Annotated in this window: 10 protein-coding genes; 5 read left to right on the plus strand and 5 right to left on the minus strand. The window is 66.9% G+C overall.

The features are described 5' to 3' along the window. Position 1: 1 nt before the first annotated feature. Entirely contained in the window at positions 2–1705 is a 1704-nt protein-coding gene (locus G4223_RS19540; RefSeq protein ID WP_163683193.1) for a methyl-accepting chemotaxis protein, read from the minus strand. A 138-nt stretch (positions 1706–1843) separates the two neighbouring features. Here G4223_RS19540 and G4223_RS19545 point away from each other — a divergent pair, with 138 nt between their 5' ends. Further along, entirely contained in the window at positions 1844–2989 is a 1146-nt protein-coding gene (locus G4223_RS19545) for an EAL domain-containing protein (RefSeq protein ID WP_163683195.1), read from the plus strand. Positions 2990–2992: 3 nt separating this feature from the next. Here the strand turns inward: G4223_RS19545 and G4223_RS19550 are convergent, their stop codons facing one another. Beyond that, the gene (locus G4223_RS19550; RefSeq protein WP_163683197.1) at positions 2993–3886 is read right to left on the minus strand and encodes an arginase family protein; all 894 of its coding nucleotides are present in this window, start codon (positions 3884–3886) and stop codon (positions 2993–2995) included. A 207-nt stretch (positions 3887–4093) separates the two neighbouring features. On the opposite strand from G4223_RS19550, the gene G4223_RS19555 reads away from it, so the two are divergent. After that, complete coding sequence (locus G4223_RS19555; protein WP_163683199.1) at positions 4094–4354, plus strand: DUF6156 family protein; 261 nt, start codon at positions 4094–4096, stop codon at positions 4352–4354. On the opposite strand, the gene G4223_RS19560 is transcribed toward G4223_RS19555, so the two are convergent. The 3 genes from G4223_RS19560 to G4223_RS19570 form a co-directional block, all read right to left on the minus strand. Next, positions 4320–5516 carry a Bcr/CflA family multidrug efflux MFS transporter gene (locus G4223_RS19560; protein ID WP_163683201.1) on the minus strand — a complete coding sequence of 399 codons (1197 nt, stop codon included), beginning with the start codon at positions 5514–5516 and terminating at the stop codon, positions 4320–4322. The genes G4223_RS19555 and G4223_RS19560 overlap by 35 nt on opposite strands. Before the next feature lie 96 nt (positions 5517–5612). Continuing rightward, positions 5613–10142 carry a glutamate synthase large subunit gene (gene gltB, locus G4223_RS19565; protein ID WP_163683202.1) on the minus strand — a complete coding sequence of 1510 codons (4530 nt, stop codon included), beginning with the start codon at positions 10140–10142 and terminating at the stop codon, positions 5613–5615. 109 nt (positions 10143–10251) lie between these two features. Beyond that, positions 10252–11685 (minus strand): NAD(P)-dependent oxidoreductase, encoded by a 1434-nt coding sequence (locus G4223_RS19570; protein WP_163683204.1) that lies wholly within the window; start codon positions 11683–11685, stop codon positions 10252–10254. A gap of 257 nt (positions 11686–11942) precedes the next feature. Between G4223_RS19570 and G4223_RS19575 the strand changes: the two genes are divergently transcribed. From G4223_RS19575 to G4223_RS19585, 3 genes are all read left to right on the plus strand, one after another. Next, a complete protein-coding gene (locus G4223_RS19575; protein ID WP_163683206.1) occupies positions 11943–12737 on the plus strand; it encodes an undecaprenyl-diphosphate phosphatase in 795 nt (264 codons plus the stop codon). Between the two features lie 113 nt (positions 12738–12850). Next, a complete protein-coding gene (locus G4223_RS19580) occupies positions 12851–13522 on the plus strand; it encodes an extensin family protein (protein ID WP_338086942.1) in 672 nt (223 codons plus the stop codon). A 296-nt stretch (positions 13523–13818) separates the two neighbouring features. Continuing rightward, positions 13819–14175 carry a hypothetical protein gene (locus G4223_RS19585; RefSeq protein ID WP_163683208.1) on the plus strand — a complete coding sequence of 119 codons (357 nt, stop codon included), beginning with the start codon at positions 13819–13821 and terminating at the stop codon, positions 14173–14175. Positions 14176–14222 lie beyond the last annotated feature (47 nt).

Genomic DNA, 14222 nt, shown 5'->3' on the forward strand with positions numbered 1-14222 from the left:
GTCAGCCGCCCCGCACCGTCGCCAGGAAACGCCCCACCTGACGGCGCAGATTGTCCGCCTGACCGCCCAGGCCGTCGGCGGCCGACAGCACCTGGGTCGCGGCGGCGCCGGTCTGCATCGCCGCGTCGTGCACGTCGGCGATGGCGCCGTTGACGCGGGAGGTGCCGTCCGCCGCCTGATGGACGCTGCGGGTGATCTCGGCGGTGGCGGCGTTCTGTTGCTCGACCGCCGCCGCGATGGCCGAAGCGATTTCGTCCACCGCCCGGATACCGTCGTTGACGCCGCGGATGGCGGCGATGGCGTCGTCCGTGGCGCCTCGGATGTCACCCACCTGACGGGCGATGTCCTCGGTGGCCCGCGCCGTCTGGTTGGCCAGTTGCTTGACCTCGTGCGCCACCACGGCGAAGCCCTTGCCGGCCTCACCGGCCCGCGCCGCCTCGATGGTGGCGTTCAACGCCAGCAGATTGGTCTGCGACGCGATGTCGCTGATCATCTGCACCACCGCGCCGATGCGGGCGGCCCGTTCCGCCAGACCATCGACGATGGTGTTGGTGCCCGCCGCCTTTTCGGCAGCGGCACGGGCCCGCATGGCACTTTCCTCGATGCGCGCGCCGATCTCGCCGGCCGAAGCGGCCAGTTGTTCGGCGGCGGCGGCCACGGTCTGCACGCTGGCGGCGGCCTCGGTCGAGGCGGCGGCGACCTCCTCGACCCGTTGCCGGGACTGGATGGCACCGGTGCTCAGGCTGCCGGCGGCGCCGCGCAGATCGGCGGCGGCGGTTGACACCCCGTCCACCACCCCGGACACCTGTTCCTCGAACGACCGGGCCAGGGCTTCCATCTCTTCCTGCCGACGGCGGCGATTGTCGGCCTCGGCCTCGGCCTGACGGGCGCGGAAGGCGGCGGCCTCGACGGCATTGGCCTTGAACACCGCCACGGCGCCGGCGATCTGGGCGATCTCGTCATGCCCTCGGGCCGACGGCACCTCGGTCTCCAACGCACCGTCGGCCAGTTTCAGCATGGCCCCGGTCAGCCGCCGCAACGGCCGCAACGCCGCCACCGTCCACAGGCCGAAGGCCAGCCCCACCGCCACCGCCACCGCGCTGGCGGTCAGCATCAGCCGTTGGAAACCGCCGGCCTTGGCGCGGGCCTGGGCGGCCTCGACGTTGTTGCGCGCCTCTTGCAGGTCGATGAAGCGGTTGATGCGGGCCAGCCATTCGACAAAGGCCGGCCGCGCCTGGCTCAGCAGCAACGCCTCTGCCCCGGCCCGGTCGCCGGAACGGCGCGCGGCGATCACCGCCTCGATCAATGGCACGGTGCGGGCCTCGGTCTGTTTGATCGAGGCCAGGACGGTCCGTTCCTCGTCGGTGGCGTCGGAACCGGCGGCGGTCATGATGGCATCCAACGGACCCGCCGATTGCTGATAGAACCCCTGCAACCGGGCGATGTCGGCCACCACCGCCGCCACCTCGGCGTCGGCCACCAAGGTTACATCGCGCAGGGCGATGGAACGGTCGTGCACGCTGCCGCGAAAGTTGATAGCGTGACGTTGCTTGACGCTGTTGACGTCGTTCATGTGGGTCAAGGTCGCGTCGATGAAGCGGACTTCGCCGATGCCGATGGCCGTGAGCCCCGCCAGCAACAGCAGCACGGCACCAAAGCCCAGTGCCAGCCGCAGACGCAGGGAAACAGTGATGGGGGTGCTCATGGCCAGTCTCCGTCCTTGGGCGGCTTCATCCACCGGGATGAAGCGCGGGACCAGCCTAACCAGTGCGCTTTCTCATTTGAAATCGATTGTTCGGGATATATTAATTCACCCCGTCGATATGGCGTAAGGAAAGACACCATGACCGCCTTTGCCCCCGCCCATGTCCTGGTGGTCCAGGTCGGCGCCCTGAGCATGCTGGACGATTCCATGGGCCAACATGTGGTGGACAGCGCCCTGTCCGAGATGGACCGCCGATTGCCGCCGCTGTTCGAGGCGGTGCTGATGCGCGCGGACAAGGCATTGCAATTGCCGGCCATCCGTCGCGGCCGCTGGGGCGTGGGGTTCACCTTGCGCCACGACGAGATGGCGGAATCCCAGGACGAGGCGTTGCAGGTGGTCGAACACGCCACCCGTCAACTGGTCCACGATCTGGCCAACGACGTGTTCGGCGCCGCCACCGGCGCCAAGGCGGCGGTGACGGTCTGCGCCGCGCCGGTGCCCCAGGGCGCCACGCCCTGCGGTTCGTGGATCGACGAAAGATTATCGGGCGAGGGGCTGCGCCGTGCCGAGCTGGAGGAGTTGCGGAACGGGCTGCGCGCCATCCTGGACCAGGGCGGCATCCGTACCATGCTGCAACCCATCGTCGCCTTCGACAGCGGCACGGTGGTCGGGTTCGAGGCATTGTCGCGCGGCCCGGCGGGCAGTCCGCTGGAACGGGCCGACCGTCTGTTCGACGCCGCCGCCCGTACCGGCCTGACCCTGGAGTTGGAACGCGCCTGCGCCTTCCAGGCGCTGAACCACGCCAAGGATCTGCCGCCGTCGCTTTATCTCACGGTCAACACCAGCGCGCCGCTGTTGCAGGAACCGGCCATGCGGGCCGCCCTGGCCCGTCCCGGCGTCGTCACCGAGATCACCGAACACCTGCCGCTGGTCCGCGCCTCGGAGGTGCTGCCGCTGCTGGCGGAAATCCGCGGCGGCGGCGGCCGGGTGGCGCTTGACGACACCGGCTGCGGCTTCGCCGACACCGAGGCCGCCGAGGTGTTGCGCCCCGATGTGGTCAAACTGTGCATCACCATCATCCGCAGCGCCCGGCGCGACCCGTCCGTCCTGCCCGAGGTTACGGAAACCGTGGCCCGCTTCCGCGCCCTTCGCGCCCAGGTATTGGCCGAAGGCATCGAGACCGAGGAAGAACGCAAGGCCCTGTCCGGCATGAACATCGCCCTCGCCCAGGGCTGGCTGTTCGGCAAGCCGGCCCCGGTCGGGGAGTGGCTGACCAGAATCTGAGGATCAGACCGCAACCTCGGCCAGTTCCGATTGCGGCACATCCTCGGTCTCGGGCGTGTCGAACAACGCCCGCAGGCATTGCCCCAACAACAGGTCCATGGGGCCGGCCATGGCTGTCGGCCGAACTTCGGACAAATCCGCCCCGACCACCCGGCCGGTGCGCCCCAGCCATCGGCACAGCGACAACAGGTCGGCCCCGGACAATCCATGCGGCTCCAGGCAACAGGTGTTGACTCCCGACGACGGGTCCAGGACGTCGGCGTCGATGCTGACATAAATGGGCCGTTCGCCATGCCGCGCCAGATAGCCCGCCAAGCCCCGGCGCATGACTTCAAGCGGGGCGACGGGTTGCCAGCCAAGCTCTGTCGCGGCGCGGTAACAGGCTTCGGTGCTGGACGGGCTGCGGGCACCGATGTTGACGATCCCGGCGACACAGCCCGAGCGCATCAGTTCGTCAACGAAGTTGCCGTTGTCCAATTGCGTGCGCGGCAGGTGCCAGCCCAGGTCGAAATGGGCGTCGAAATAAAGATAGAGCGGTTCCACCGCCAATCCCCGGCACACCCCCAACGCCGCCGCCAGACTGGCGGTGTGGTCGCAGGCGAAAAGCACCGGGCGCATTCCCTGTTTGGCCGCGTGCTGAGCCAGCACCATCACCCCTTGCAGCGATTGCTCGGGATCGGAACCGCGCAGGATGCCGATGTCATACCATCCCCGCGAATCGCCGATATCGGCGGTGGCTGTCCGCAGAAAGCTGCCGGCACCGACGTTGCTTGCGCCGAATCGGCGACAGATTTCGGTGTCGAGACCGAACGCCACCGCGTCCCCCGGCCGGGCCACCCGTTCAAGCTCCATGAGCGGCGTCACCACGCCCCCCAGGAACCCGAAAACCGGTGGCACTGTCGTCGCTGTCCCCACCATATGACGCACCTGGACAAGAAACCCCGTTACGACTTGAACGGAGATGACGGCAAATCCTGGCGCTCTTTTTTCTTGCCGCTTTCATGAGCAGGATTCCGGGGTGTGGAATTGCCCACAACTTGGGCTTGCGTCCTGTGGCGCAGGCCCCGATCATCCCCGTCCTTATTTTCGCAACGGAGAACGGGCATGGACGACTGGCGCTATTTCGTCACCTACAGCGGCGTCAAGCTGCCGTTGCGGCTGGTCGATCCGTTGGAATCGGCCGAGCTTTCCCACCGCAACACCTATCTGCGCGCCCGCTTCGACCAGGGCGGCCGGCTGGTGGAATGCGAAAAGATGGTGTACGGCGAAATCCACCTGTCCCATCGTTATGCCTATGACGAAGCCGGCACGCTGAAGCGCGCCGAGATCGTCATGGACGACGAGACGACGGTGCTGGAATTCTGAGCCTGAGGTAAAGCGCCAGCGCGGCCAGGCCGCACAAGGCGATGATGCCGGCCATGGGCAAGGCGGTGCCTTCACCGGCGACGCCGACCAGGGGCGCCGCCACCGCGCCGACCACGAAACGCGAGGCCCCCAACAGCGCCGAAGCCGAGCCGGCGCTGCGGCCATGGTTCAGCAACGCCAGCGCCGAGGCATTGGGGGCGATCAGTCCCTGCGACGCCACCACCACGAACAATCCGCCCAGCACCGGCCACAATCCGGCCCCCAACAGCACCGCGCCTTGCAGGAACAGCGCCCCGACGCACAGCCCCACCAGCCCGGCCCCCATCATCCGCTGCGGCCCGACGCGATGCACCAGCCGGCCGTTGACCTGGGACAGGGCGATCAGGCCCAGGGCGTTGACGCCGAACACCAGGGCGAAATCCTGGGCCGACACGCCGTAGAGTCTTTGCAGCACGAAGGGCGAGCCGGCGATATAGGCGAACATGGCGGCGAAGGCCAGACCGGCGATGGCGGCATTGCTTTGAAACATGCGGTCGCGCAAGACGGCGCCGAACCCGGCCAGCACGGCCCGCAGATCGCCCGAGCGGCGATGCTCGATGGCCAGGGTCTCGGGCAACAGACGCCACACCACCGCCACCAACGCCAGACCAGCCGCCGCCAGCACCCAGAAGATGCCGTGCCACGGCACCAGCCGCAGCACCTGGGCGCCCAGGACCGGGGCCAGGATCGGCGCCAGCCCCATGACCAGCATCAGGGTCGAGAAGAACCGCGCCGCCGCCGCCCCCTGATAGAGGTCGCGGGCGACGGCGGTGGCGATGACCAGCGCCGCCGACCCGGCCAACCCTTGCGCGAAGCGGGCGGCCAGAAGCAGCGGCGCGCTGGGCGCCAGCGCGCACAGAACGCTCATCAGCGCATAAAGCACCAGGCCGGCGAACAGCGGCCGTCGCCGCCCGGCGGCGTCGGACATGGGGCCCACCACCAATTGCCCCAGCGCGAGGCCCAGGATACAGGCCGACAGGCTGGCCTGGATCGACGAGACGGGCGCGCCGAAATCCTCGGCGATGTGCGGCAGCGCCGGCAGATACATGTCGATGGACAACGGCCCCAGCGCGGTGATGGCGCCGAGGCACAGGACGAAACGAAGGCGGGGTTTGTCGGACATGGTTCCAGTATCCCCGAAACGCGCCCAAGCACGAGCGCAAAAGCATCATGCCCGCGACAGGCGCGGGCATGACGTCGTCAACAGGGGTGGCGAGGACTATTCCGCCGCGACCGAACCGCCCGTGGTCACCGGGTGCTCAAGGCGGCTCAGCATTTCCTTGGGCACCACCTGGCGGAACTTGGGCAGTTCCCGCGTCCAGTCGGACAACAGGCTTTCCGCCCAGGCGCTTTGGGTCTCGGCCACGTGCTCCTTGATCAGGGCCTTCAGGACACCTTGCCAATGCTCGGTCTCCACCTTCTGCCAGATCACGCTTTCCGCATTGACCTGGGCGTCGAAGGTCGCATCGGCATCGTAGACGAAGGCCATGCCGCCGGTCATGCCGGCGGCGAAATTGGCCCCCACCGGCCCCAGGATGGCGACCACGCCGCCGGTCATGTATTCGCAGCCGTTGGAGCCGCAGCCTTCGATCACCGCCGTGGCGCCGGAATTGCGCACGGCGAAGCGTTCACCGGCCTGGCCGGCGGCGAACAGCTTGCCGCTGGTGGCACCGTACAGCACGGTGTTGCCGATGATGGTGTTGTCGTTGGTCTTGAGCGGGCTCGACACCGGCGGCCGCACCACGATGGTGCCGCCCGACAGGCCCTTGCCCACATAGTCGTTGGAATCGCCGAACACCTCGAGCTTCAGGCCCTGCACGGCGAAGGCGCCCAAGGACTGCCCGCACGACCCGCGCAAGCGCACGGTGATGTGGCCGGGCTGAAGGCCGGTCATGCCGTACTTCTTGGTGATCTTGTGGCTGAGCTTGGTGCCGATGGCCCGCTGGACGTTGCGCACGTTATAGGCCAACTGCATCTTCTCGCCGTCCTCGAGCGCGGGCGCGGCGTCCTTGATGATCTGGGCGTCCAGGGTCTCGGGAACCTCGTTGCGTTCCTCCTGGGTGCAATAGCGGGCATGGCCGCCGGCATCGGCCTGGGCCAGCAGCGGGTTGAGGTCGAGGTCGTCGAGATGGGCGGCGCCGCGGCTGACCTGCTTCAGCAGGTCGGTGCGGCCGATGATCTCGTTCAGCGAGCGCACGCCGAGCGAGGCCAGGATCTCACGCACTTCCTCGGCGATGAAGCTGAACAGGTTCACCACCTTGTAGGGGCTGCCGGTGAACTTGGCCCGCAACGCCGGGTCCTGGGTGCACACGCCCACCGGACAGGTGTTGGAATGGCACTGCCGAACCATGATGCAGCCCAGGGCCACCAGGGACGAAGTGCCGATGCCGAATTCCTCGGCGCCCAGCATGGCGGCGATGACGATGTCGCGGCCAGTCTTGAGGCCGCCGTCGGTGCGCAACCGCACGCGGTGACGCAGACGGTTCAGCGTCAGCACCTGATGGGCTTCGGAAAGGCCCAGTTCCCACGGCAGGCCGGCGAACTTGATCGAGGTCTGCGGGCTGGCGCCGGTGCCGCCCACGTTGCCCGAGATCAGGATGGTGTCGGCCTTGGCCTTGGCCACGCCGGCCGCCACCGTGCCGATGCCGGAGCGCGACACCAGCTTGACCGTCACCTTGGCCTGGGGGTTGATCTGCTTCAGGTCGTAGATGAGCTGGGCCAGATCCTCGATCGAATAGATGTCGTGATGCGGCGGCGGGCTGATCAGCATGACGCCGGGGGTGGCGTGCCGCAGCTTGGCGATTTCCACCGTCACCTTGAAGCCGGGAAGCTGGCCGCCCTCGCCGGGCTTGGCACCCTGGGCCACTTTGATCTCGATCTCGCGGCACATGTTCAGGTATTCGGCGGTGACGCCGAACCTTCCGCTCGCGATCTGCTTGACCGCCGAATTGGCGTTGTCGCCGTTGGGACGCGGCCGATAGCGTTCGCGGTCCTCGCCGCCCTCGCCCGACACCGACTTGGCGCCGATGCGGTTCATGGCGATGTTGAGGGCGCCATGCGCCTCGGGCGACAGGGCGCCCAGGCTCATGCCCGGAGTCAGGAAGCGCTTGCGGATCTCGGTGATGCTTTCCACCTCGTCCACGCTGACCGGGGCGCCGGCCGGCTTGAAGTCCAGCAGGTCGCGGATGGTGATGGGCGGAAGCCGGCGCATGCCGTCCGAATACTTCTTGTACAGCGAGTAGCTGTCGGTGTTGCAGGCGCTTTGCAGGGTGTGGATCAAGGTGCCGTCGAAGGAATGCGCCTCGGCGCCGCGACGGAAGCGGTAGAAGCCGCCCACCGGCAGCACGGCGTTGTCCACGCCGAAGCCCTTTTGGTGCTGGGCGATGGTGGTCTTCTCGATGCCGGTCAGGCCAATGCCGGAAATGCGGCTGGTCATGCCGGGGAAGAACTCGGCGACCAGCGACCGCGACAAGCCGATGGCTTCGAAATTATAGCCGCCACGGTACGAACTGATGACCGAGATGCCCATCTTGGACATGATCTTGAGCAGACCCTGGTCGATGGCCTTCTTGTAATGGCGCACCGCCTCTTCCAGGCTCATGCCCGGCAACAGGCCGCGCCGCCAGCGGTCGGCGATGGCCTCTTGCGCCAGATAGGCGTTGACGGTGGTGGCGCCGACGCCGATCAGCACGGCGAAGTAATGCACGTCCAAGGCCTCGCCCGACCGGACATTGAGCGAGGTCCAGGTGCGCAGGGACAGACGCACCAGATGGGAATGCACGCCGCCGGCCGCCAGGATCATCGGCAGGCCGACGCGGGCGTCGCCGGTGGCCTTGTCCGACAGGATCAGGTGGGTGCAGCCGGCACGCACCGCCTCTTCCGCCTCGCGCCGCACGCGGGTCAGCGCGTCGCGCAAGGCGTGCTCGCCGGAACGGGGGTCGAAGGTGCAGTCGATTTCGGCCGCCGCTTCGCCCATGTAGCGGCGCATGGCCTCGAACTCGCCGTTGGACAGCACCGGGCTGTCCAGCGCCAGCACGTCGCACTGGCTTTCGTGCTCGTCCAGGATGTTGCCCAAATTGCCCAGCCGGGTGCGCAGGCTCATCACGCGGGATTCGCGCAAGCTGTCGATCGGCGGGTTGGTCACCTGGCTGAAATTCTGGCGGAAGAAATGATGCAGGCCGCGATAATGCTCTGAGAGCACCGCCAGGGGCGCGTCGTCGCCCATGGACCCCACCGCTTCCTTGCCCTCCTCGGCCATAGGCTGAAGGATCAACTCCATGTCTTCCATGGTCAGGCCATAGGCGAGTTGGCGGCGCTTCAGTTCCTCGGGGCTCAGTTCCGACGGCTCGGGCGCGCCGGTCTTGACCAGGCTGTCCAGTTCGGTGATGCGGCCGGTCCAATCGCCATAGGGCTTGCGCGAGGCCAGCAGATCCTTGATCTCGCGGTCGCGGTACAGCTTGCCGGCCTCAAGGTCGACGGCGATGGTCTGGCCGGGTCCGACGCGGCTTTTTTCCACCACGTCGCCTTCCGCCACCTTGACCATGCCGGTCTCGGAGCCGACGATCAGCAGCCCGTCCTTGGTGATCGACACGCGCATGGGGCGCAGGCCGTTACGGTCCATGCCGGCCACCACCCAGCGGCCGTCGGTGGCACAGATGGCCGCCGGGCCGTCCCACGGCTCGATCACCGCGTTGCAATAACTGAAGAAGGCGCGATGCGCGTCGGGCATCAGGGTGTTGGAGCCCAAGGATTCCGGCACCAGCATCTGCTTGACCATGGGCGCCGGCCGGCCGGCGCGGCACATGATCTCGAACACGTTGTCGAGCGCGGCCGAATCCGAACCGCCCGATTGCACCACCGGCTTGACGTCCTCCATGAACTCGCCGAACGCCTCGTGGCTCATGCGCGGCTCGTGCGCCTTCATCCAGTTGACGTTGCCGGTCAGCGTGTTGATCTCGCCGTTATGGGCGAGCATGCGGAACGGCTGGGCCAGACGCCAGGTGGGGAAGGTGTTGGTGGAATAACGCTGGTGGTAGATGGCGAAGCGCGAGACGAAGCGTTCGTCCAACAGGTCGGGATAGAAGCTGGTCAGCTGTTCCGCCAGGAACATGCCCTTGTAGATGATCGAGCGGCAGCTGAGCGAGCAGATGTAGAAATCCGAGATGTGTTCGGCCAGCACCCGCTTCTCGATGCGGCGGCGCAGGACATAAAGGTCGGTCTCGAACTTCTCTTCCGAACGGCCGAGCGTGTTGGCGACCATGATCTGTTCGATCTCGGGCCGCGTCGCGTTGGCCTTTTCGCCGATGATCGACACGTCCACCGGCACCTGACGCCAGCCGTAGATGGTGTAGCCGAAATTCAGGATCTCGGTCTCGACGATGCAGCGGCAGCGTTCCTGGGCGCCCAGGTCGGTCTTGGGCAGGAAGATCATGCCGATGGCCAGACGGCCGGGGACGGGGTCGTGGCCGGTGTGGCGGATGTGGTCCTTGAAGAAATCCTGCGGCAATTCGATGTGGATGCCGGCGCCGTCGCCGGTCTTGCCGTCGGCGTCCACCGCGCCGCGATGGAACAGCACGCGCAGGGCCTCGATGCCGGCGACCACCACGTCGCGGCGCGGTTTGCCGTCGAGTGCCGCCACCAGACCGACGCCGCAGGCGTCGTGGGGCGCGGTGTCGATGCCGGCGGCCTCAAGCTTGGCCTGGTTCTCCAGATACTCGGCTACGAACTTCTCGCCGTGATTCTGGGACATGGTGCTCTCCTTCGAAGCGGGTCGATGCCCGTTGGAATTTCTTCAATGACACGGATGGACACGGAGGACCGCGCAACAAGGCCGCGCGTGTCCATCCGCATCGGAAAGTTTACTCGGCCGCCCGAGTGGCCTTGGCCTTCAGGTAGGTGTCGATGCTGGCGGCCGCGTCGCGACCGTCCTTGATCGCCCACACCACCAGGCTGGCGCCGCGCACGATGTCGCCGGCGGCGAACACACCGTCGATGCTGGTCTGGGCGGTCTTCTCGTCCGCCCACACGGTGCCCCAGCGGGTCACCGCCAGATCGGGAGCGCCGAACAGCGCCTGCTGGTCCTCGGGTTCGAAGCCCAGGGCCTTGATCACCAGATCGGCCGGCAAGGTGAAATCCGACCCCTCGATGGCCACCGGGGTCTGACGGCCCGAGGAATCGGCCACGCCCAGATGCATGCGCACGGCGCGCACGCCCTGGACCTTGCCGGAACCTTCGATGGCCAGGGGAGCGGCCATCCATTCGAACGACACGCCCTCTTCCTCGGCGTTGGCCACCTCGCGCTGGGAGCCGGGCATGTTGGCGCGGTCGCGGCGATAGAGGCACTTGACCGACTTGGCGCCCTGACGGATGGCGGTACGCACGCAATCCATGGCGGTGTCGCCGCCGCCGATCACCACCACGTCCTTGCCGGCCGCGTTCAAGGTGCCGTCTTCATAAGCGGGGACGGTATCGCCCAGGCCGACCTTGTTCGAGGCGATCAGGTAATCGAGCGCGGCATGCACGCCGGACAGGGAATCGCCGGGCACGCCCAACGCACGCGCCTTGTAGACACCGGTGGCGATCAGCACCGCGTCATGGCGGGCCCGCAATTCGGCGAAGCTGAGGTCGCGGCCGATTTCGATTCCGGTCTTGAGCTCGACGCCGCCTTCGGCCAACAGCTTGGTGCGGCGTTCGACCACCGACTTGTCCAGCTTGAAGCCGGGGATGCCATAGATCAAAAGCCCGCCCATGCGGTCGTGCCGGTCATAGACCGTGACCTTGTAGCCCATGCGGCGCAGCGCGTCGGCCGCCGCCAGTCCGCCGGGGCCGCCGCCGACGATGCCCACCGACTGGGTCAGCTCGACACGCGGCCTGGGCGGCTTGACCCAGCCGTTTTCGAAGGCGGTCTCGGTGATGTACTTTTCCACCGCACCGATGGTGACGCCGCCATGGGTGGATTGCTCCAGCACGCAATTGCCTTCGCACAGACGATCCTGCGGGCAGATCCGGCCGCAGATTTCCGGGAAGGTGTTGGTGGCCGAGGACGCGGCATAGGCTTCCTCCATGCGGCCGGTGGCGGTCAGCATCAGCCAGTCGGGGATGTTGTTGGCCACCGGACAGGCGATCTGACAGAACGGAATGCCGCATTGCTCGCAACGCGAAGCCTGGGCCCCGGCGCGGTCGTCGTCGAAGGCGACCGAAATCTCGCCGAAATCCTGGGCACGTTCGTCGGCGGCGCGCTTGTCGGGCGCCTGCTGATGAAGCCGGATGAACTGGAGCATCTTGCGGGTCATGGAACCGGTTCCTGCAACAAGCCCTGAACGCAGGGCGGGAAAGCCGGAGAGTCTTTTACGCCAGGAACCCCCCGGAAAACCAGCGAAAAATACATCATAGGTCACCAATATTGACCTGTTATCGCTGAAATGGCTCTGCTCCTGGCATGCCCAGGTGACGCCGCGCCTGATAATAGGTCCGATATGGGATTACTTGCGCGGGTTCCGCCTGTCCGCCCTAAGTGGTATAACCGCCAAGGCTTGGGGATGAGGCCGCCGTGACCCTGCTTGATGTAGTAATCATTGCCCTGATCAAGGGCATCACCGATGTTTTGCCGCTGGGCGCCTCGGGGCATCTGGCTGTTTTCGGCCGTCTGGCCGCCGATCCCGATTCACGCATGGCCGTACTGGTCGCCGCCGAGATCGGAATCACCCTGGCGCTGATGGTCTATTTCTGGCGCGACCTGTTCGCCATGGGCCGGGCGGTGGTCAAGATGGCGAAAGGCCGCATGGACCCCGGCGGCCGCCTGTTGCTGCAAGTCCTGGCGGGATCGTTGCCCGCCCTGGCGATCAACTGGTTCCTTGCCCCCCTGGTTCCGGCCGCCACCGCGCTGACCGCCGCTTCGTTCATGCTGGTCCTGGGACTGGCCTTGTGGGCGGCCGACCGTCTGGGCGTCACCGTGCGCCGGGTCGAGCATCTGGGCTGGCTGGGCGCCCTGGTTCTTGGGCTGTTTCAGGTGGCCGGGCTGGTTCCCGGCGTGTCGCGCACCGCGATCACCGTCACCGCCGCCCGGCTGATGGGCTTCGAACGGCGCGACGCCGCGCGCTTCTCGCTGTTGCTGGCGATCCCGCTGATCGGCGGGCACGCCGCGTTGCTGTTGTGGCAATTGTCCCACACCACCCGCCTGATCCTGTCGTCAGACCTGGCCCTGGCCACCGGCATCGCCGCCGCATGCGCCTGGGTGGCGACGGCAATCATGCAGGCCTGGGTCGACCGACACAGCTACACCCCCTTCGCGGCGTGGTCGGCCGGGTTGGGACTGGTGGTGGTCGCCGCCAGCCTGTTGCGCTGAGGGAGAACTTCAGCGTCATCCGGCAACTCATTACGAATATTCCATTTTTTCGTGACTTCACCCCCTGAAATTGGGTATTTCTGAAGACCCGGCCGTCAAAGGGGGCTTTGCCCGTGCGTTTGCGTCTTTTCCCGGTTCTGGTCTTGCTGGCCGCCCTTGGCGCCTGTGCCAGCCCGCCGCCACGGGTGGCGGCGCCGGCACCGCCGCCGGTGATCCTTGATCCCGACGCCGCCTGCCTTCAGGAACTGGCGCGCATGGGTGCCGATTTCCAGCCGCTTGAACCTTTCGGCGAACCGGGCCAGGGATGCGGCATCGCCAACCCGGTCAAGGTTTCCGCCACCGGCAGCGATTGGAACCGCCCGACCGTGCTGTCGTGTTCGCTGGCCCGCGTGGTGGCGCGTTACCAGGCCGAAGTGTTGCAACCGCTGGCGCAACAGCGTTTCGGCCAGAACCTCAAGCGCATCCACCATGCCGGCACCTACGATTGCCGCATCCGGCGCAACACCACCACCGCGGCCGCCGCCGCACGCGGCAGCAAGGGTGGCCGCCTGTCGGAACATTCCAAGGGCATGGCCATCGACCTGACGGCGTTCGAACTGGAAGACGGCACCGTCATCTCGGTCAAGCGCGACTGGCGGGCCGGTAACGCCAAGGCGGCGTTCCTCAAGGACGTGGCGCGGACGTCGTGCAACACCTTCAACGTGGTGCTGACCCCCAATCACGACCGCTTCCACCAGGACCATCTGCACCTGGACATCGGCCCCTACACCCTGTGCGGCTACTGATACTTGTTTCAGAAATTTCCGGCCTGTGGCCGAAAATTTCTTTTACCCCTCGCCGGGCGTGGGCATCCGCCCACTTGGCCGCGCCCGCAATGGGCGCTAACCAATTCCACGAGTCTGAAATTCGTGGAATTGGTATGAAGCCCTTCACCAAAACGTGAACGCTAATCCGTTAGACGCATGACACCTGTCATCGAGTCGTGCCTTGTCGTCCCGCACCTTCTTGTTTACCGTTTGTTAAGCAAGCGACCCCCGGTGCCGGCACCCCCGTCACGGCCCCGGAACGCGGAGGTGCCGCCATGTCCGCCACACCGGAATTCCCCCAACGCGCCGCCCTGGCGACCTGCGCCAATTGCCGCAAGGCCGGGACCTGCCGCATCGCGCTCAGTCTCAACCGGTTGGCCCGGCTGCGCGACAAGCTGCCGCAAGGGGGCGTGCATTCCTGGCTGCACGACCGCATCGACGACTATCTGGACGTTCCGGTTTGCCTGGCCGGCGTGTTCCGCATCAACGAACCCCATCTGCCGCCGCCACCGCCCGAACGGCCGGGCGGCCTGTGGCCGAACATGCTGGAAATGGCGGTGCAACGCCACCTGGACACCCGCGACGAGACCACCGGGACCGACACCGCCCTGGCGCAGGGCGCCATTGCCTAAACGAAGCGCAGGGCGCCATTGCCTAAACGAAGCGCAGGGCGCTGGCG

The sequence above is a fragment of the Magnetospirillum aberrantis SpK genome, assembly GCF_011022235.1.
Classification (GTDB): domain Bacteria; phylum Pseudomonadota; class Alphaproteobacteria; order Rhodospirillales; family Magnetospirillaceae; genus Magnetospirillum; species Magnetospirillum aberrantis.

Bases quoted from the DNA above. Each gene is read 5' to 3' on its own strand.
- G4223_RS19585 (WP_163683208.1), top strand. From the start codon at position 13,819: ATGTCCGCCACACCGGAATTCCCCCAACGCGCCGCCCTGGCGACCTGC.
- G4223_RS19570 (WP_163683204.1), bottom strand. From the start codon at position 11,685: ATGACCCGCAAGATGCTCCAGTTCATCCGGCTTCATCAGCAGGCGCCC.
- gltB (WP_163683202.1), bottom strand. From the start codon at position 10,142: ATGTCCCAGAATCACGGCGAGAAGTTCGTAGCCGAGTATCTGGAGAAC.
- G4223_RS19545 (WP_163683195.1), top strand. From the start codon at position 1,844: ATGACCGCCTTTGCCCCCGCCCATGTCCTGGTGGTCCAGGTCGGCGCC.
- G4223_RS19540 (WP_163683193.1), bottom strand. From the start codon at position 1,705: ATGAGCACCCCCATCACTGTTTCCCTGCGTCTGCGGCTGGCACTGGGC.
- G4223_RS19555 (WP_163683199.1), top strand. From the start codon at position 4,094: ATGGACGACTGGCGCTATTTCGTCACCTACAGCGGCGTCAAGCTGCCG.
- G4223_RS19560 (WP_163683201.1), bottom strand. From the start codon at position 5,516: ATGTCCGACAAACCCCGCCTTCGTTTCGTCCTGTGCCTCGGCGCCATC.